The organism is Peterkaempfera bronchialis, from assembly GCF_003258605.2.
In the GTDB taxonomy this organism is placed as follows: Bacteria; Actinomycetota; Actinomycetes; order Streptomycetales; family Streptomycetaceae; genus Peterkaempfera; species Peterkaempfera bronchialis.
Window position 1 is genome coordinate 5,355,514 of sequence record NZ_CP031264.1, and the last position, 16,935, is coordinate 5,372,448.

15 protein-coding genes and 1 pseudogene are annotated in these 16,935 nt (G+C 72.4%); 8 read left to right on the forward strand and 8 right to left on the reverse strand.

The window, feature by feature from the left end:
* Window positions 1-98: 98 nt before the first annotated feature.
* Both pruA and C7M71_RS23680 read left to right on the forward strand, forming a co-directional pair.
* Window positions 99-1,724: an L-glutamate gamma-semialdehyde dehydrogenase gene (gene pruA / locus C7M71_RS23675; protein WP_111492289.1), complete on the forward strand. Its 1,626-nt coding sequence runs from the start codon at window positions 99-101 to the stop codon at window positions 1,722-1,724.
* 297 nt (window positions 1,725-2,021) lie between these two features.
* Window positions 2,022-2,951: a proline dehydrogenase family protein gene (locus C7M71_RS23680; RefSeq protein ID WP_111492288.1), complete on the forward strand. Its 930-nt coding sequence runs from the start codon at window positions 2,022-2,024 to the stop codon at window positions 2,949-2,951.
* Between the two features lie 22 nt (window positions 2,952-2,973).
* Here C7M71_RS23680 and C7M71_RS23685 read toward each other — a convergent pair whose 3' ends face one another.
* On the reverse strand, window positions 2,974-3,540 hold the full coding sequence (locus tag C7M71_RS23685; RefSeq protein WP_111492298.1) for a Uma2 family endonuclease: 567 nt from the start codon (window positions 3,538-3,540) through the stop codon (window positions 2,974-2,976).
* Between the two features lie 121 nt (window positions 3,541-3,661).
* Window positions 3,662-4,974 (reverse strand): annotated as a pseudogene (locus C7M71_RS23695) (TerD family protein).
* Between the two features lie 260 nt (window positions 4,975-5,234).
* On the opposite strand from C7M71_RS23695, the gene C7M71_RS23700 reads away from it, so the two are divergent.
* Entirely contained in the window at window positions 5,235-6,173 is a 939-nt protein-coding gene (locus C7M71_RS23700; protein WP_111494910.1) for a 5-dehydro-4-deoxyglucarate dehydratase, read from the forward strand.
* A gap of 78 nt (window positions 6,174-6,251) precedes the next feature.
* On the opposite strand, the gene C7M71_RS23705 is transcribed toward C7M71_RS23700, so the two are convergent.
* The 3 genes from C7M71_RS23705 to C7M71_RS23715 form a co-directional block, all read right to left on the reverse strand.
* On the reverse strand, window positions 6,252-7,031 hold the full coding sequence (locus C7M71_RS23705) for an IclR family transcriptional regulator (protein WP_111494908.1): 780 nt from the start codon (window positions 7,029-7,031) through the stop codon (window positions 6,252-6,254).
* A 103-nt stretch (window positions 7,032-7,134) separates the two neighbouring features.
* On the reverse strand, window positions 7,135-9,525 hold the full coding sequence (locus C7M71_RS32745; RefSeq protein ID WP_265737674.1) for a M56 family metallopeptidase: 2,391 nt from the start codon (window positions 9,523-9,525) through the stop codon (window positions 7,135-7,137).
* The gene (locus C7M71_RS23715) at window positions 9,522-9,941 is read right to left on the reverse strand and encodes a BlaI/MecI/CopY family transcriptional regulator (protein ID WP_111495415.1); all 420 of its coding nucleotides are present in this window, start codon (window positions 9,939-9,941) and stop codon (window positions 9,522-9,524) included. Before C7M71_RS23715 ends, C7M71_RS32745 begins: the two co-directional genes overlap by 4 nt.
* A 110-nt stretch (window positions 9,942-10,051) precedes the next feature.
* Here C7M71_RS23715 and C7M71_RS23720 point away from each other — a divergent pair, with 110 nt between their 5' ends.
* Together C7M71_RS23720 and C7M71_RS23725 are read left to right on the forward strand one after the other, a co-directional pair.
* On the forward strand, window positions 10,052-10,720 hold the full coding sequence (locus C7M71_RS23720) for a DedA family protein (protein ID WP_229758875.1): 669 nt from the start codon (window positions 10,052-10,054) through the stop codon (window positions 10,718-10,720).
* Window positions 10,717-11,337 carry a phosphatase PAP2 family protein gene (locus C7M71_RS23725; protein ID WP_114914525.1) on the forward strand — a complete coding sequence of 207 codons (621 nt, stop codon included), beginning with the start codon at window positions 10,717-10,719 and terminating at the stop codon, window positions 11,335-11,337. The genes C7M71_RS23720 and C7M71_RS23725 overlap by 4 nt, the downstream gene beginning before the upstream one ends.
* Window positions 11,338-11,387: 50 nt before the next feature.
* Here C7M71_RS23725 and C7M71_RS23730 read toward each other — a convergent pair whose 3' ends face one another.
* The gene (locus tag C7M71_RS23730) at window positions 11,388-12,704 is read right to left on the reverse strand and encodes a hypothetical protein (protein ID WP_111492495.1); all 1,317 of its coding nucleotides are present in this window, start codon (window positions 12,702-12,704) and stop codon (window positions 11,388-11,390) included.
* 297 nt (window positions 12,705-13,001) lie between these two features.
* Here C7M71_RS23730 and C7M71_RS23735 point away from each other — a divergent pair, with 297 nt between their 5' ends.
* Window positions 13,002-14,057 carry an NAD-dependent epimerase/dehydratase family protein gene (locus C7M71_RS23735; protein ID WP_265737703.1) on the forward strand — a complete coding sequence of 352 codons (1,056 nt, stop codon included), beginning with the start codon at window positions 13,002-13,004 and terminating at the stop codon, window positions 14,055-14,057.
* 1 nt (window position 14,058) lies between these two features.
* On the opposite strand, the gene C7M71_RS23740 is transcribed toward C7M71_RS23735, so the two are convergent.
* Window positions 14,059-14,898, reverse strand: coding sequence for a glycosyltransferase family 2 protein (locus C7M71_RS23740; protein WP_407675998.1), 840 nt, complete (start codon window positions 14,896-14,898; stop codon window positions 14,059-14,061).
* A 131-nt stretch (window positions 14,899-15,029) separates the two neighbouring features.
* Here C7M71_RS23740 and C7M71_RS23745 point away from each other — a divergent pair, with 131 nt between their 5' ends.
* Window positions 15,030-15,725, forward strand: a complete 696-nt coding sequence (locus C7M71_RS23745) for an LbetaH domain-containing protein (protein ID WP_111492492.1) — start codon at window positions 15,030-15,032, stop codon at window positions 15,723-15,725.
* 103 nt (window positions 15,726-15,828) lie between these two features.
* Here C7M71_RS23745 and C7M71_RS23750 read toward each other — a convergent pair whose 3' ends face one another.
* Entirely contained in the window at window positions 15,829-16,149 is a 321-nt protein-coding gene (locus tag C7M71_RS23750; RefSeq protein WP_111492491.1) for a DMT family transporter, read from the reverse strand.
* Window positions 16,150-16,263: 114 nt separating this feature from the next.
* On the opposite strand from C7M71_RS23750, the gene C7M71_RS23755 reads away from it, so the two are divergent.
* Window positions 16,264-16,926, forward strand: a complete 663-nt coding sequence (locus C7M71_RS23755; RefSeq protein WP_111492490.1) for a phosphotransferase — start codon at window positions 16,264-16,266, stop codon at window positions 16,924-16,926.
* The last annotated feature ends 9 nt before the right edge of the window (window positions 16,927-16,935 follow it).

Genomic DNA, 16,935 nt, shown 5'->3' on the forward strand with positions numbered 1-16,935 from the left:
TGTTAGCCGTGGTGACAACGGTGGAACGGATACCGGCTCCTACCGTGGGCGGTGACGCGAGAACCGCGGCCAGAGGCGAATCTAAGGAGAGCGTGCGCATGGACGCTGTGACCCAGGTCCCCGCACCGGTGAACGAGCCGGTCCACAGCTACGCCCCCGGCAGTCCGGAGCGGGCCCGGTTGGAGGCGGAGCTGAAGCGGCTCGCGGCGGAGCCGGTCGAGCTGACCATGGCCATCGGCGGGCAGCGGCGGCTGGGCGGCGGTGAGCCGATCGAGGTGGTGCAGCCGCATCGGCATGCGGCGCGGCTGGGCACGATGCGCAATGCGACCCGGGAGGATGCGCGGGCTGCGGTGGATGCGGCGCTGGCGGCGGCTCCGGCGTGGCGGGCGCTGTCGTTCGACGACCGGGCGGCGGTCTTCCTGCGGGCGGCGGACCTGCTGGCCGGTCCGTGGCGGGAGACGATCGCGGCGGCGACGATGCTGGGGCAGTCCAAGACCGCGCAGCAGGCGGAGATCGACAGTCCGTGCGAGCTGGTGGACTTCTGGCGTTTCAATGTGCACTTCGCGCGGCAGGTGATGGCGGAGCAGCCGGTGTCCTCGCCGGGGGTGTGGAACCGCAGTGACCATCGGCCGCTGGAGGGTTTCGTCTATGCGGTCACGCCGTTCAACTTCACGGCGATCGCGGGGAACCTGCCGACCGCTCCGGCGCTGATGGGCAATGTGGTGGTCTGGAAGCCGTCGCCGACGCAGCAGTTGGCTGCGCATCTGCTGATGGGGCTGCTGGAGGAGGCGGGGCTGCCGGCGGGTGTGGTCAATATGGTGACGGGTGACGGTCTGGCGGTCTCCGAGGTGGCCTTGGCCCATCCGGAGCTGGCCGGGATCCACTTCACCGGGTCCACGGCGACCTTCCAGCACCTGTGGCGGACGGTGGGGGAGAACATCGCCGGGTACCGGTCCTATCCGCGGCTGGTGGGGGAGACCGGGGGCAAGGACTTCATCGTGGCGCATCCTTCGGCCGATCCGGCGGTGCTGAGGACGGCGATGGTCCGGGGTGCGTTCGAGTTCCAGGGCCAGAAGTGCTCGGCCGCCTCCCGCGCCTATGTGCCCGCCTCGCTGTGGGAGCGGATCAGGGAGGAGCTGCGGCAGGAGGTGGAGGGGCTGACGATGGGCGATGTGACCGACCTGTCGCACTTCATGGGCGCGGTCATCGACGCCCGCTCCTTCGCCCGGAACAAGGCCGCCCTCGACCGCGCCCACGCCGACCCGACCGTGGAGGTCCTGGCGGGCGGCACCTGCGACGACAGCGTCGGGTACTTTGTGCGGCCGACGGTGCTGGTGGGCACCGACCCGGGCGCCGAGTACTTCCGCGAGGAGTACTTCGGCCCGATCCTGGCCGTGCACGTCTACGAGGACGAGCGCTACGAGGAGATGCTGGACCAGATGGAGTCCGCCTCCCCGTACGCGCTGACCGGCGCCGTGATCGCCCAGGACCGCGCCGCCGTCGCCCACACCATGGAGCGGCTGCGGTTCGCCGCGGGCAACTTCTACATCAACGACAAGCCCACCGGCGCCGTCGTCGGCCAGCAGCCCTTCGGCGGCGGCCGCGCCTCCGGCACCAACGACAAGGCCGGCGCAGCGCAGAACCTGCTCCGCTGGACCTCCACCCGCTCCATCAAGGAGACCTTCGTCCCGCCGACCGACTACCGCTACCCCCACATGGGCTGACAATCCGTCAGCAGCCTGCCGGGCCTCCTGGTTTGAGTCCGGCGGGCCCGGGCAGGGGCCGTATGGGTCACCCCGTCGGACCCTGTCCGGTCCGACCACCGAGCGTGCCGCGCCACCCCCCGCGCGGCACACCCGGCGCGTCCAGCGCCGCCGGCCTCCCCCCGGCCGGCCCCGCAGGACGCGCCCGGCGGACGCGCCGCGCCCCCCTCGACGGCGCGTCCGCCCATCTCTCACCACCCCTCCCTGACGCCGCCTCCCGGCCCCTCCGGCGCGGCCCGTGACACCTGGAGTGACCCCGTGCTCCGTTCCGCGATCCTCGCCGCCTCCCGCTCCCCGCAGATGCGCACCCTGGTGGAGAAGCTGCCGCCGACCCGCGCCATCGTGGAGCGCTTTGTGGCCGGTGAGCCCCTGGACGCCGCCCTGGCCGCCTGCGACGAGCTGACCGCCACCGGCCGCCGCGCCACCCTCGACCACCTGGGCGAGGACACCCGCGACGCGGCACAGGCCGCCGCCACCGCCGCCGCGTACGAGAAGCTGCTGGAGGCGCTGAAGGAGACCGGCCTGGCCCAGCACGCCGAGGTCTCCGTGAAGCTCTCCGCCGTCGGCCAGTTCCTGCCGCAGGACGGCGAGCAGGTCGCCCTGGAGAACGCCCGCCGGATCTGCACGGCCGCCGCCGACGCGGGCACCACGGTCACCCTCGACATGGAGGACCACACCACCACCGACTCCACCCTGGGCATCGCCCGCCAACTGCGCGCCGACTTCCCCTGGCTGGGTGTCGTCCTCCAGGCGTACCTGCGGCGTACCGAGGCCGACTGCCGCGACTTCTCCGGCCCCGGCTCCCGGGTGCGGCTCTGCAAGGGCGCCTACCAGGAGCCCGCCTCGGTCGCCTTCCAGAAGAAGGACGAGGTCGACCGCGCCTATGTCCGCTGCCTCAAGGTGCTGATGGCCGGGGAGGGCTACCCGATGGTGGCCTCCCACGACCCCCGCATGGTGAAGATCGCCGGGGAGCTGGCCGAGCGGAACGGCCGCAAGGCCGACTCCTTCGAATACCAGATGCTCTACGGCATCCGCCCCGAGGAGCAGCTGCGGCTGGCCCGGTCCGGTGCCACCATGCGCGTCTACCTCCCCTACGGCCAGGAGTGGTACGGCTACTTCATGCGCCGCCTGGCGGAGCGCCCGGCCAACCTGGCGTTCTTCCTCCGCGCCATGGCCACCCGGGGCTGACACGGCGCGGGCGGCTGCACGGTCAGAAGTCTGCGGTCTCCAGGGCGAAGGAGAACGGCGCGGGGAGGTCGAGCGGCTTGCCGAAGGGGGCGAGGTGCACCTCGGTGTAGTCGTCGTCCTCGGGGAGGCCGAAGAGCGAGACGCGGTCCTCGGTGCGGTCGATCAGCAGGTAGAGCGGGATGCCCGCGCGGGCGTAGCAGTGGCGCTTGGCGATGCGGTCCTGCTCGGGCCTGGTGGAGGTCACCTCGACGACCATGGCGATGCCGTCGGGGGGCATCCAGGGCGGGGCACCGCGGAAGACCTGGAGGTCCGCCGGGGCGAAGGTCGCGTCGGGGATCGCGTGGTCCCGGGGGCAGCGGCCGCCACTGGACAGCTTCAGTCCCTTGTTTCCTGCGAACCTCATGCGGGTGGCGGAGTGCAGGATGACCTGTTCGACCACTCGTCCGATGCAGTCCTCGTGGTCCCCGTCCGGTGGCGGTGTCACGACGATCTCCCCCTCGATCAGCTCGGCTCGGAAGCCCTCGGGGGTCTGTAGGCCCAGGAAGCTGTCCAGGAGGATGTCCTCCTGCGTTCGCGGCTCATGTGCCATGGCGCTCACCCCGCACCCCTTCCTCTTGTCGCGGTCAAACTACGGGAACGGTGAGGCCGCTCCGGCCGGTGCCGGGGCGGCCTCACTCGATCGTGTCATGGGGGGAGGGGATGCGCGGGGATCAGAGCAGGGCGGCGGCGGGTTCGACCATTTTGCGGGCGGTCTTGGCGTCCGCGTACTCGCCGAGGGCGGTCATCACCCACTCGCCGGAGAACTGCCGGACCAGCTTGCACATGAAGACGCCGGTGCGGGGCTCGGCGTGGGTGAGGTCGAAGCGGGCCAGTTCCTGGCCGGTGGTGGCGTCGACCAGGCGGCAGTAGGCCTTGGCGATCTCGGAGAACTTCTGGCCGGAGAAGGAGTTGACGGTGAAGACCAGGCCGCAGACCTGCGGGGGCAGGCCGTCGAGGTGGACGGTGATCTGCTCGTCGTCGCCGTCGCCCTTGCCGGTGAGGTTGTCGCCGGAGTGCTGGATGGCGCCGTTGAAGACGGACAGCTTCATGAACCAGGCCGTCTCGACCTTCTTGCGCTGGGCGTCGAAGGCGATGCAGGAGGCGTCGAGGTCGATGTTGCGGCCACGGTGGGCGGGCTCCCAGCCCAGGCCCATGCGGACGGCGGAGAGGAAGGGCTTGCCGTTCTTCTCCAGGGAGACGGAGCCGCCCTTGACCAGGTTGACCCGGCCCTTGTCCAGGGTGACCTTCGGCGGCGCGGGCGGTGCGGGCGGCGCGGCCGGGGGAGCGGGCGGTGCAGGCGGTGCGGCCGGGGAGCGGGCGGGGTGAGGGTCCAGTCGCTGTCGGCGGAGGCGGAGGCGGGGGCGGAGACGGGGGCGGGAACGGGCGCGGGAACGGGCGCGGGGATGCCCTGGACCGGCAGGCCGGTCGGCGGGGGCGGCGGTGCCGTGGCGGGCTGGGGTGCCGCCGGGGCTGCCGGCGCGCTCGGGCCCGGGTCGTCCACGGTGACGCCGAAGTCGGTGGCGATGCCCGCCAGGCCGTTGGCGTAGCCCTGGCCGACGGCGCGTACCTTCCAGGCGCCGGCCCGCCGGTAGACCTCCACCACGACCAGGGCGGTCTCCAGCGTCAGCCGGGGCGGGGTGAAGGTGATCAGCGCCTCGCCGGTGTCGGCGTTGCGCACGGTGGCGGTGGGCTCGGTGCCGGCGAAGGTGGCGCCGGCCTCGTCCAGGCTGGCGGTGACGACCACCTTGTGGATGTCGGTGGGCACGGCCGAGGTGTCCACGGTGATGGAGTCGGGGGCGCCGGCCGAGGCGGGGCGGTGGGTCACCCCGGGGCCCTGCGGGGCGTTGAAGAAGACGAAGTCGGCGTCCGAGCGGACCTTGCCGTTCTTGGCGAGCAGCAGTCCCGAGACATCCAGCTGCTTGGGCGCCGTCACCTCCACCGTCACACGGGGGGCGGGCAGCGGGGCGTTGCCGCCCTGCGTCAGGGCCGTGGTCACGGTCGTCCTCCTCGTGGTGTCCGGTGCGCCGCGCTCGGCGTGCCGCTCGGCGTAGGGGGGCGTGGTTCCGGCTGCTGCGCGCCCCCGCGACACCCTAACGAAGAAGGGGATCGATACGTTCTCGGGCCGACGATCACGCCTTGGACACCTCCTTGACCCGGCCGGGCGGGTGGCATACCGTCACATGGTTCACGGATGTAGATGCAAATCAGGAATGTGGTCGACAGTCTCAGGGAGAGCGATCGTCCATGACCGACAGCACCGCACTCGCCGACCGGCTCGACGGCCTGCTCTTCTTCCCCGTCACCGCCTTCCGCCCGGGCGACGGCGCACTCGACCCGGCGCTCTTCCGCCGCCACGTACGGGAGGGCATCGACGCCGGTGCCGCCGCCGTCTTCGCCGCCTGCGGCACGGGCGAGTACCACGCGCTCGACCTGGACGAGTACGAGGCCGTGGTGGCCGCCGCCGTCGCCGAGGCCGCCGGGCGGGTCCCGGTGGTGGCCGGAGCCGGCCACGGGACCGCGCTGGCCGCCCGGTTCGCCGAACGCGCCCACCGGGCCGGCGCCGACGGGCTGCTGGCCCTGCCGCCCTACCTGGTGCTGCCGGACCAGCAGGGCCTGCTGCGCCACTACACCGGACTCGCCGCCGCCACCCCGCTGGACCTGATCGTCTACCAGCGCGACAACGCGGTGCTCTCACCCGCCTCCGTGGTGCAGCTGGCCCGCAACCCCCGGATCATCGGCATCAAGGACGGCCTGGGCGACCTGGACCTGACGCAGCGCATCATCAGCGCCGTACGCACCGAACTGCCCGACCGCCGCCTGCTGTACTTCAACGGCCTGCCCACCGCCGAACTCACCGGCCTCGCCTACCGGGGACTCGGGGTCACCCGCTACTCCTCCGCGGTCTTCTGCTTCGCCCCGGACATCGCCCTCGCCTTCCACCGGGCGATCGGCAGCGGCGACCTCGCCACCGTGGAGCGCCTGCTGGACGGCTTCTACCGTCCGCTGGTGGAGCTGCGCGCCCGTGGCCGGGGCTATGCGGTCTCGCTGGTCAAGGCCGGGGTGCGGCTGGGCGGTCTGGACGTCGGCGGGGTCCGCCCGCCGCTCTCCGAGCCGCCCGCCGAGCACCTCGCGGAACTGGCCGCCATCATCGACCGGGGCCGCGCCCTGCTCGCCGACGGCTGAGCCCCTGAGCCCCTGAGCCCCTGAGCCCCTGAGCCCCTGAGCGGCTGAGCGGCTGAGCCCGCGCCGCCCGCCCGGCCCTCAGAGGTGGCGGGTGGCCAGCGCCAGCCGGTCGCGGGCCGTGAAGAGGGCGTCGCGGATCTCCTGCTCGCGCCCCGGGGTGAGCCGCGCCACCGGTACCGAGCAACTCACCGCGTCCCGCGCCGGGGTGCGGTACGGGACGGCGATGCCGAAGCAGCGCAGGCCGAGGGTGTTCTCCTCGTGGTCCACCGCGTAGCCGCGCTGCCGGATCAGCCGCAGCTCCTCGATCAGCGCCTCGCGGTCGGTCAGGGTGTGCTCGGTGAGCGCCTCCAGCCGCTCCGGGAGCAGGTGGCGCACCTGGTCGTCGCTATGGGTGGCCAGCAGCGCCTTGCCCAGCGAGGTGGAGTGCGCGGGCAGCCGTCGGCCGACCCGGGTAAAGGGGCGCAAGTAGTGCTGCGACTGGCGGGTGGCGAGGTAGACCACGTCGGTGCCGTCCAGCCGGGCCAGGTGGATGGTCTCGGTGGTCTCGTCGGCGAGCCGGTCCAGGGTGGGCCGGGCCGCCGCGACCACCTCGTCGCCGTCGATATAGGAGGTGCCGACCAGCAGCGCGCGTACGCCGATGCCGTACCGGGTGGCGGTGGCGTCCGTCTCCACCCAGCCCAGCTCCACCAGGGTGCGCAGCAGCATATAGAGGCTGCTCTTGGGATAGCCGAGCGCGGTCTGCACCTCGGCGAGGCTGTGCATCCCCGGGCGGCCGGCGAAGTACTCAAGCAGTTCGACCGTCCGTACGGCGGACTTGACCTGGGAGCCGCCCGCTTCTGCGGGGGTGGGCAGAGCCATGGCCGCTGGCCCCTTTCGACGTTGGGCAGCCCGGTGGAGTGCGCCATCTCTCCACGGCGCTGGGCTGCGTTCAGTGTAGGGAACGGCTCGGACAGGGGTCGGGTCAGCTGAAGCGGCCCCGCGCGGCCACGGCCCGGGGGTGGTCCACGCCGAAGGCGGAGGCCAGCCAGGTGTCACCGGCCGCGTTGTGCGGGCCGCCCCGGTGGTCGTACTGCACCGCGAAGGAGTAGCGGCCCGGCAGTGCCGTCTGCGCGGGCTCCAGGGCGAACCGGTACACCAGCGCGTCGCCCGCCGACTCGACGGTGACCGCGACGCCGGGCATGGTGGTCCACGCCCCGCCGTCGGCGACCCCGCCCGAGCGGTCGACCCTGAGCTCGACCTCCAGGGCGGTCAGCGGCTCGTCGACCGTCAACTCCAGGGAGGCGCGGGAGGAGTACGGGTTGGCGGTGTCGGCCGAGGCCAGGCCGTGCAGCGCCAAGTCGTCGGTGGGGGCCAGCTCGACGGTCGGCGAGGGCTCGGGCGCATCGCCGGACGGGGTGGGAGCGGTGCCGCCGCCCGGTACGGCGGGGGTGGTGGCCGTGCCGCCCGCCGGCCGGACACTGTGCGAGGCCGAGGGCGAGGGGGCGGGTGCGGGCTGAGTGGCCGGGTAGTGCGGGGCCGGGTACTGAGGGGTCGGGGACTGAGCGGCCGGCTGCTGGGCGGTCGGCTGCTGCGTGGAGGACGGCTGCCGGGTGGAGGGCGACGTCGTCGGCCGGGTGGCGTCGAAGGGGCCCAGGGGCGAGGCGGTCTGCGTCCCGGCGGACGACGGGGAGGGGGCCGTCCAGCCCGGGCTCCGGTCCCGCGAGGCGGCCGACTGAAGGGGGCTGCCACGCCCGGCCAGCACCGAAGGCGTCTCGGCGTCCCCGGTGGCCGACGGGGTGGTGCCCGGGGTGCCGGCGGGGGTGCCGTCGTCGCCCGGGGCGCCGTTGACGTCGGAGATCCGGATGGACGGCGGCAGCGACCCCTGCACGCTGACGATCCAGGTGGTGGCCACGCTGATCCCGACCACGGTGGACATGGCCACTGCCGCGCTGGACACCCGGAGTCCGGGCAGCCGCAGCGCAGCACCGCGCCGTCGGCGCAGCACATGCCGCCCCCGGGCGCCACTGCCGCCCGGGCGTGAGCCCCCCGTGTGTTCCGGCCCGGGCCGTCCGCCTCGGTGCCGTCCTGCCCCGGCGCGCAGACGCGCCTGAGTGGTGTCCTCCTGGGGAACCACCGATCTCCCTCCGTACCGGCCGACGGGGCCGCGCGGCGACTCCGCTCCCCCACGGGTCGGAACGCGCGCACGCATGCGTCGACAGAGGCAAAAGAATACCAGCGTGAACCGTGAGTGTGACTGGGCGGTCGCAGAACGAGATCGGCTCCGGCGCATCCCGTACGCCGCAGTCGACCTGACGTCCCGCCGGAACCAGGGAACCGCGCGACGGCCCGACAGGCAACCCCCTGCAACCGTTGCCGCCGCCCCCGTGGGGGACCGCAGCGGGCCGGGTCGGTGGGCGGGGGTGTCAGTGGGGTGGGGCTGGGTCTGGGCGGTTTCGACCGTTTCATGGAGGTCGTGGGTGGCGTCCAGCGCCGCGCCGGCCGAGGTGCAGAGGCAGGCGGTGAGCAGCAGGGCGACCGCGCTGCGGCGGCGGGTGGGGGCGGGGTGCGGGCCGGGGGAGAGCAGCGCCGCGACCCGGCGCGGGACCGGGCCGGTGTGGGCGGCCGGTGCCAGGCCGGGGCGGTGCGAGGGGTGCTGCGCGGCGGCCAGGGCGGCCCGGCCGACGGCGCGGGCGGTGAGCGTACGGCTGCCCACCGAGGCGGCGGCGGCCTCGTCGGCCCAGCGCTCCAGGTGGTACGAGAGCGGGGCGCGCAGCCGCCGCAGGGCGGGGTGGGCCACTGCGGCGTACTCGGCGGCGGCCAGGAAGAGGTGGTGCCGGGCGGCGAGGTGGGCCCGCTCATGGGCCAGTAGGGCCGACCGCTCGTCGGCGGTGAGCGCCCGCAGCATTCCGCTGGTGACCACCACCCGGCCGGGGCGGCCGGGGAGCGCGTAGGCGTCGGCCCGGTCGTCCGGGAGCACGGCGAGACCGCTCCCGGCAGCAGCGCCTGCTTCGGCGGCTGCCACCCGGGCGCGGGCCCGGGTGAGGTCCCGCCGGTGGCGGAGGGTCGTCCGCAGCAGCAGCCCGGCGACGAGGGTGAGTGCGGCGCCCGCCGCGAGGGCGACCGGTCCGGCGGACGGGGAGAGGCGTTCCAGCCAGGGCAGCGACAGATGGCCGAGCGCCGCGACGACGGGCAGCCGGAGCAGTCCGGCGGCGGTGAGCAGGGCGAGCGAGGCGGTGGCCCCGCCGGCCAGCAGCGCGGCGGTGCCGGTGAGCACCCAGGCCGCGATGCGCGGCGGCAGCCAGTCGGCCAGCCGCCGGGCGGCGGGTACGGCGAGCAGCGGCAGCAGCAGCGGAATCCAGACGGCGACCCTCATGCGCTGCCCTCCGGCCGGGGGCTGCCGGGGGCGTCGGGGGTGCCCGAGGCGGTGTCGCCGAGCAGGTCGCGCAGCAGGCGTTCGTCGTCTGCGGAGAGGTCGGAGACAAAGCGGGCCAGCACGCTGGAGCGGTCGGGCTCCCGGTCCAGCTCGGAGCGCATCCGGCGGGCGGCGAGCCCGGCGGTGTCCTGCACCGCCGGGGTGTAGGCGTAGGCGCGGCCGGTCCGGGTGCGCAGCACGGTGCCCTTCTCGTGCAGCCGCCCGAGGATGGTGGCGACCGTGGTGCGGGCGAGACCGCCGCCGAGCGCCTGCTGGACGTCCTGCGGGGTGAGCGGGCGCCCGGCGGCCCAGAGCGCGGCCAGCACCTCGGACTCCAGCTCGCCGGGTGGGCGGCGCGGGGCGGGCAGCTCGGGCATGTCGGCGTTTCCTCCTGGGAACGGCTACGATCGAAGGATCGTCTACAAGATTGTAGACAGTGGTGGCGGCCCGGTGTGCCGCCACGACCAGTATCGGAGGTCCGCCCACCTTGTCCGCACCGCCCGCCGCCTTGGCGGTCAATCTCCTCGACGCCTCCTCTCTGCTCTCCGCCTTCGGAGCGCTCGGCGTCGCCGTCGTGCTGTTCGCCGAGACCGGGCTGCTGGTGGGCTTCTTCCTGCCCGGCGACTCACTGCTCTTCACCGCCGGACTGCTCTGCGTACCCGGCCGCCACAGCGGCCCCCACCTGGACCTCGTCCAGGTGCTGGCCGCCGCGCTGGCCGGCGCGCTGGTCGGCGCCCAGTGCGGCTACGTGATCGGCCGCCGGGGCGGTCGCACCCTGCTGGAGCGGTCCCGCAACCGGCGGCTGCACCAGGGCGCCCAGCGGGCCGAGGAACTGCTCGCCCGCTATGGATACGCCCGCGCCGTGGTCCTGGCCCGCTTCGTCCCGGTGGTCCGTACGGTGCTCAACCCGCTCGCCGGTGCGCTCGGCGTGCCCGTCCGCAGCTTCACCCTGTGGCAGGTCGTCGGCGGTGCCGTCTGGACGGTGGGCCTGGTGCTGGCCGGATGGGGGCTCGGCTCCTCGGTGCCCGACATCGACCGCTATCTGCTGCCGCTGGTCGCCGTGGTGCTGGTGGTCTCGCTGCTCCCGATCGGCTTCGAGCTGCTGCGCTCCCGCCGTGCCCGCGCTGCCGCCGCCGCCGAGGGGGAGGCCCGATGACCGCCGCCCTGCTGGCCTTCGACGGCAGCCGCATCGACGGCGGCCTCTACACCGACGTCACCGACGCCGCCCACCGTGCCCCGCACTGGCTGGACCACGCCATCCTGCTCTGGTCCGACTACGGCCTTGCCCTCTTCGCGCTGCTGATGCTCGCCGCCTGGTGGCTGGGCCGCCGCCGGGGCCCGGCGGCGACCGCGCAGGCGCTCGCCGTCCCGCTGATCGTGGTGCTCGCCTACAGCGTCAACTCGGTGCTGAAGTCCCTGGTGGCGGAGGACCGGCCGTGCCGGTCCATCCCCCGCGCCTTCACCCTGGAGACCTGCCCCGGCGCGGGCGACTGGTCCTTCCCCAGCAACCACACGGTGATCTCCTTCGCCGCAGCGGCGGCCCTGCTGCTGGTGCACCGCAGGCTGGGCGCCGTCGCCGTGCTCGCCGCGCTGGCCATGGGCGCCTCCCGGGTCTGGATCGGCGTGCACTACCCCCATGACGTGCTGGCCGGCGCCCTGCTGGGCGTGGCGGTGGCGATCCCCCTCACACTGGCGGCCCGCCGGGCGGCGCCGCTGGTCGCCCGGGGGCGCCGCACCGCGCTGGCGCCGCTGCTCGGCACCGGCACCGGCTGACCGCCGGGGCGCCGCTGCCCGCTCCGCTCAGTGCGACGCCCGTAAGGCGGTCAGCGGGGGAGGCTCTCCAGCAGGTCGCGTGCGGCTGGCTCACTGCGGTGCTGTGGGGCGACGGCCCGGTACAAGTTCCGTGCCCTGGTGACGGTCAGGCCGGTCCGGTAGGCAGCCGGAAGCTCCCGCAGGACAGCAGCAGTCGCTCGACATGCTTGCTCAGTGTCACCTTGGTGGTGCAGGCAGGTGGCGGCGTCGATCCGCAGAAGAGCCCGGGTCATGGTGCTGGTCGGTGCGGACAGTTGCAGGGCGCGGTCCTGGCTTTCGCGGGCGAGGCTGGTCTCGCCCAGGACGGTGAGGGCATGCGACAGGTGCACATGGTGCTTCTGCTCGCAGTGGCCGAACCAGGTGTCGGCGCTGGAGGTGGCGTCCAGACAGCCCATGAGCCGGTCGGCATCTGCCAGGGCGTCGCGGGCCATACTGCGGTTTCCGGTGAGTGCGTAGGCGCGTCCAGCCACGCAAGCGGCGAGGGCCGCAGACGCGGTCGGTGCGCGTCCTGCGGCGTGCCGGGCCTGCTCGGCCAGGTCGGCGGCAGCCTGCGGGGCACCGAAGTTCAGCGGCGTCATGGCTTCGCGTGCCAGCACCCAGGCATACAACCCTCGGTCTCCGGACTCGGCAGCGGCTCTGGCCGCAGTGTGAAACCACGCGCGGGCTTCGCGGCGGCTGCCGAGGTCGTGGAGGACGACGGCGGCCATGCCGGCCAGCTGTCCGGCCGCCCGGGCGAGTCGGGCGCGGACGGCAACCGGTTGGGGCTGGGCGAACAGCGGCAGCAGGGTGTCGAAGTCCGTGACCAGATCGCCGAGGAGGGCGGCCGGATCCTGCCCCCGGTAGCCGTAGCTGTACTGCTCGGCAGCGGTCTCGACATAGTCGAGGTCGACAGCAGAACCGGTCAGTTGCTCGTCAAAGGCATGGCGGGTGTGGTCGAGCGTGGCCAGTGCTGCGCTGGTTAGGCCGGCGGCGAGAGCGCCCCGCAGCAGGTCTCGGCGCTTCATGGGATCGACTCCATCCTGGGCGTGAGGGTGGGCGGGGTGGTCGGTACCCTCCCAGGGTCGCGCGGCAAGGCCCATCAGGACACCGGGTATGCGCAGCCCGTCGGAGATCCGCTCGATCGCGTCCAGCGTCTTGACCTCCGAGGCCCCACGGGCCACTTGGCTGACCCGCTCGGCCTTCATAGAGCATGCCTCGGCAATGCGGTTGTAGCTCAGCCCCGCACGGTTGGCCGCTGCGAAAACCACGCCGAAATCCCGGGCACGCAGTGCGGCGAGGAGATGCGGATCTCCGAGTAACGGTCGAGGCAGAGCAGCTGGTGACGGCATGTACGGCACGGATCCCCCCGGGCACTCTGCTGACGAACCACCTGGGGCGAGCGTACCCACCGTGGGGGCCCCAGGAAGGGGTTACCGGGTCTACGAGCGAGCGGTTCACTCGACCCGTCAGCTGCCTGATGACCCTCGGGCAGCAGGCCGGCGCCAGGGCAGTACGGCCTCACCGGTCCGTGCATGCGCCCGGCTTGGTATCCGGCCCGGTCTTGTAGGGGCCGGTCGACCCTTGATGGAGGAGGCACCAGTGGAGCAGCCCGCTCGTGGACAGAGAATCTTGCCGGTACCACCGTTCTGGTCACCGGAGGAGGCGGCTTGATCGGCAGCCGCATCGTCGCCCTGCTGCGCCGTGTTGGTGCGCGGCCACTGATACTGTGCGCGCTCGATGCCTACCCCCGACATGTCTACACCGACCTGTTCGGGGTTCGCCTCGGTGATCTGGACCTCCACGCCGGTGATGTGGTGGACACAGCACTGCTGGCTCGGCTGGTCTCCGGGTGCGACTACGTCATCCACGCTGCGGCTCTGGCGGATGTCGCCGCCTGTACCCGCGATCCGCAGGCGGCCATCCACACCAACGTGACCGGTACCCAGGCGGTGTTGCAGGCGGTGGCGGCCACAGAGCGGGTGCGCCGACTGGTCTTCGTCTCCTCCGCCAGCGTCTACGGCGACGGTGACCTGCACGACACCGCGCCGCCGGACCCGGCTTTCATCGCCATCCGCCAGCTGTCGGAGTTCCAGTATGGCCGCATGGCACCGCAGTTCACCGAGTACACCAAACCCAGCCCGTTGTCGGTGTACGCCAACACCAAGCTGTGGGGCGAGATGCAGACCGCTCTGCTGCTCGGGTCGGTCGGCACCTCCTATACGGTCTTGAGGTACTTCTCGGTCTATGGGGAACCGCAGACGGTCAAGGAAGGCAGCCACTCCTGGGTGGTGGCTTGGTTCGCCGCTCGCGCCGCGCTCGGCCTGCCCCTGCATCTCAATGGCGGCGGCCACCAGGTCCGCGACCTGGTGCACGTCGATGACATTGCCGAGGCCACTGTGCGAGCTCTGGCAGCGCCCCGGGCACACAATGAGACGATCAACGTGGGCACCGGAGTGCCGACAAGCATCAGGGAGGTGGCTGCCCTGGTCCGCCAGCACTACCCCGACGCCCAACTCAGCGCGACGCCGATGCCGCTGGGTGACCCCCGCGGCGGATACGCGAATGTGACGCACATGCAACGCGTCCTGGACTGGAAGCCCACCATTGGTGTTGCCGACGGGGTGGCTCGGTATGCCGACTGGCTGCACCGAACCCCCGACGCGATACCGGCCTGGCTGCGCGAGGGTGCCGCAACGCTCTGACTCACACGACCGGCGGGCGGCCCAGCCTCGTCATGCGCCACACGGTGCGCCAGCGCATCGGCCGCCGCTGCCCGCACGGGGTACGCCACCCCTCGGCGAAGCCGCCCACCCAGGCCCGTAGGCCAGCTGTTGACCGGGTGCGGGCCAGAGTGAGCACGATCCACACGCCCAGATAGACCGGGATCAGTGTCGCCGGGAGGTGACGGCGAGCCAGCCACACTCGGTTGCGCGCGATCATTCGGAAGTAGACCGCATGGCGGGTAGGGGTGGTCCGGGGATGCCGCAGCACCAGCTCGGGGCAGTACATGATCTTCCAGCCCGCATCCAGTGCCCGCCAGGCGAGGTCGGTCTCTTCATGGGCGTAGAAGAAAGCGTCTGGCCAGCCGCCGATCTCCGCCAGCATCTTCGAGGACAGGGCGTGCCCACCACCGAGGAAGGTGGTTACCGGGCCCCCGCGCATCGGATCTCCGGACCGCAACCGGGGCACGTGGCGGCGTTGGGTATGCCCTGTCTCGTCCGCGATCCGAAAGCTCACGACGCCCAACTGGGGGTCGCTCTCGTACAGCTCCCGGAGCCGACCGAGCACACCGGTGTCAATCAGCCGCCCGTCGTCATCCAGGTCCACGACGACGTCCACGTCCCCGAAGTCGGCCAAGTGCTCCAGCGCGACGTTACGCCCACCGGAGACGCCAAGGTTCTCCGGCAGCTCCACCACCGTGATTCCAGTGGGCAACTGAGGCAGCGGAGTGCCGTTGCCCACCACCACGATCCGCGTCGGCTGGACCTCTTGCCCGGCCACCGATTCCAGCAGCTCGTTCAGTTCCTTGGGCCTGGTCCCCATGGTGAGGATGGCCACGCCCAGGCGCACATCAGGCACGGCAGAAGGCTCCACTCCTCTGGCGGCGGTGAGACGGCGAGCATAGCCGCCCCCGGCACCCCCGTTCCGCTTCCCGTTGTTCGAAGGGCCATACGATGACATCGATCTTGCTTGGCGACTACATCAGCAACCCGGTTCAGGATGATCCTCTGGCACTCACTCCGTACGGCCGACTGGAGCAGGCGGAGCTGGCCGACTTCCTGGCCCACTGGGACGAGCTACATCGTGAGGCACTAGCCCGAATTCCCGAACGCATCCATGCCACCGCCTATATCCACCCTCACTCCATCGTCGGCGACGATGTGATCATCGGCGCGCACGCAAAGGTCTGGGAGTTCTCCAGCGTCCGCAAGGGGGCGGTCCTGGGTGCTGGGGTTTCCGTGGGCTGGGGGTGCGAGGTGACGGGGACCTTCCTTGGCGAGGGGACGATCCTGGGACACCGCATCGGACTAGGACGGAGCATTGTCGGGGCCCGAGCCCATCTCTCGGCGAGTCTCATGGCTGCGGCGATCAGCATCTGGAGCGACCACATGAGCCGACCCGAGAGGGAGATCGTCATGCGAGCTCCAGCGGGGATCTACCGCTGCCGGACTTCGCAGTTCGGCGCCTTGATCGGAGACGGCGTTCAGACGGGCAACAACATCAGCCTGGGCCCCGGCGTCGCCATCGGACGCAACTGCCGGATCTCCAGCGGTGTCACTCTGGCCGGACGGGTCATCGAGGAGGGCAGCGTCATCAGCGCCCCTCACGTTGCCGATGTCCACGTCCGTCGCAGACGGCGCCGGTCCTGAGCCGCGACGCACACGCCTGACCACTGTCCGGCTGCGAGGCTGGGCGTGGCGGTGGCGATCCCTCTCACGCTCGCGGCCCGCCGGGTGGCGCTGCCTGCTCCGCTCAGTGCGAGCCCCGTACGTTGAGCACCACCACGCCCAGCACCACCAGTGCGATCCCCAGCCACTGCGGCCGTCCCAGCGGCTCACCGAAGGCCGCCGCCCCGATCGCCGCCACCGCCGCCGTGCCGACCCCGGACCAGACCGCGTACGCCACCGAGACCGGGATGTCCTTCAACGCCCGCCCCAGCAGCACAAAGGACAGCACATAGCCCGCCGCCACGGCGACGGTGGGCAGCAGCCGGCTGAAGCCGTCGGTGAGCTTGAGGCAGGTGTTCGCGCAGACCTCGGCGGCAATGGCCAGCGCCAACAGCAGATACGGCATCGGCTCTCCTCCGGAGCGGTGGTTCGAAACAGCCCCAGACTCCTCCCATCGGCCCGTCAGGCTCCGCCCGGGTGGCAGCTGTCTGCGGCGTGGCGCGGCATTAGGTTCTTCGGCATGGGCATCGGGGAGCTGGTGGGGGCGGGGCGGACGGCGGATGTGTTCGCGCTGGACGACGGGCGGGTGCTGCGCCGGTATCGGGGCGGCGGTGACGCCACAGGTGAGGTCGCGGTGATGGCGTACCTGGCGGAGCGCGGGTATCCGGTTCCCGCTGTCTGGCCGGGGGTGGCCGCGGGTGAGCTGGTGATGCAGCGGCTGTCCGGAGTGACGATGGTGGAGGCCCTGGCCAATGGCGTGATCACGGCCGAGCGGGCGGGGGAGATGCTGGCGGAGCTGCTGAGGCGTCTGCATGCCATCCCGCCGCGCCTCTCCGCAGACCCCGGGCATCGGGTCCTGCACCTGGACTTCCATCCGGAGAACGTCATGCTGACACCGCAGGGGCCGATGGTGATCGACTGGGCCACCGCGGCGGAGGGTCCGCCCGGCCTGGACTCGGCGATGGCCGCGCTGATCCTGGCGCAGGTCGCCGTCACCGTGCCCGCCGTCTCCGTGGCGGCCCGAGCGGTGCTCTGCTCGCTGCTGCGGCAGCTCGACGGCATCGACGGGGAACACCTCGCGGAGGCCAGGAGGCGGCGGGCCGGTAACCCGACGCTCAGCCCGGACGAGGTCGGCAAGCTCGACGAGGCGGTGGCCCTGATCACCGAGGCAGCCGGTTCCTGACGAGCGGTG

Coding starts and splice junctions, on each gene's coding strand:
- C7M71_RS23750 (WP_111492491.1), bottom strand. CDS start 16,149: ATGCCGTATCTGCTGTTGGCGCTGGCCATTGCCGCCGAGGTCTGCGCG.
- C7M71_RS23715 (WP_111495415.1), bottom strand. CDS start 9,941: ATGCCCGAGCTGCCCGCCCCGCGCCGCCCACCCGGCGAGCTGGAGTCC.
- pruA (WP_111492289.1), top strand. CDS start 99: ATGGACGCTGTGACCCAGGTCCCCGCACCGGTGAACGAGCCGGTCCAC.
- C7M71_RS23745 (WP_111492492.1), top strand. CDS start 15,030: ATGACATCGATCTTGCTTGGCGACTACATCAGCAACCCGGTTCAGGAT.
- C7M71_RS32745 (WP_265737674.1), bottom strand. CDS start 9,525: ATGAGGGTCGCCGTCTGGATTCCGCTGCTGCTGCCGCTGCTCGCCGTA.
- C7M71_RS23685 (WP_111492298.1), bottom strand. CDS start 3,540: ATGGCACATGAGCCGCGAACGCAGGAGGACATCCTCCTGGACAGCTTC.
- C7M71_RS23740 (WP_407675998.1), bottom strand. CDS start 14,898: ATGGGGACCAGGCCCAAGGAACTGAACGAGCTGCTGGAATCGGTGGCC.
- C7M71_RS23755 (WP_111492490.1), top strand. CDS start 16,264: ATGGGCATCGGGGAGCTGGTGGGGGCGGGGCGGACGGCGGATGTGTTC.
- C7M71_RS23705 (WP_111494908.1), bottom strand. CDS start 7,031: ATGGCTCTGCCCACCCCCGCAGAAGCGGGCGGCTCCCAGGTCAAGTCC.
- C7M71_RS23725 (WP_114914525.1), top strand. CDS start 10,717: ATGACCGCCGCCCTGCTGGCCTTCGACGGCAGCCGCATCGACGGCGGC.
- C7M71_RS23700 (WP_111494910.1), top strand. CDS start 5,235: ATGACCGACAGCACCGCACTCGCCGACCGGCTCGACGGCCTGCTCTTC.
- C7M71_RS23730 (WP_111492495.1), bottom strand. CDS start 12,704: ATGCCGTCACCAGCTGCTCTGCCTCGACCGTTACTCGGAGATCCGCAT.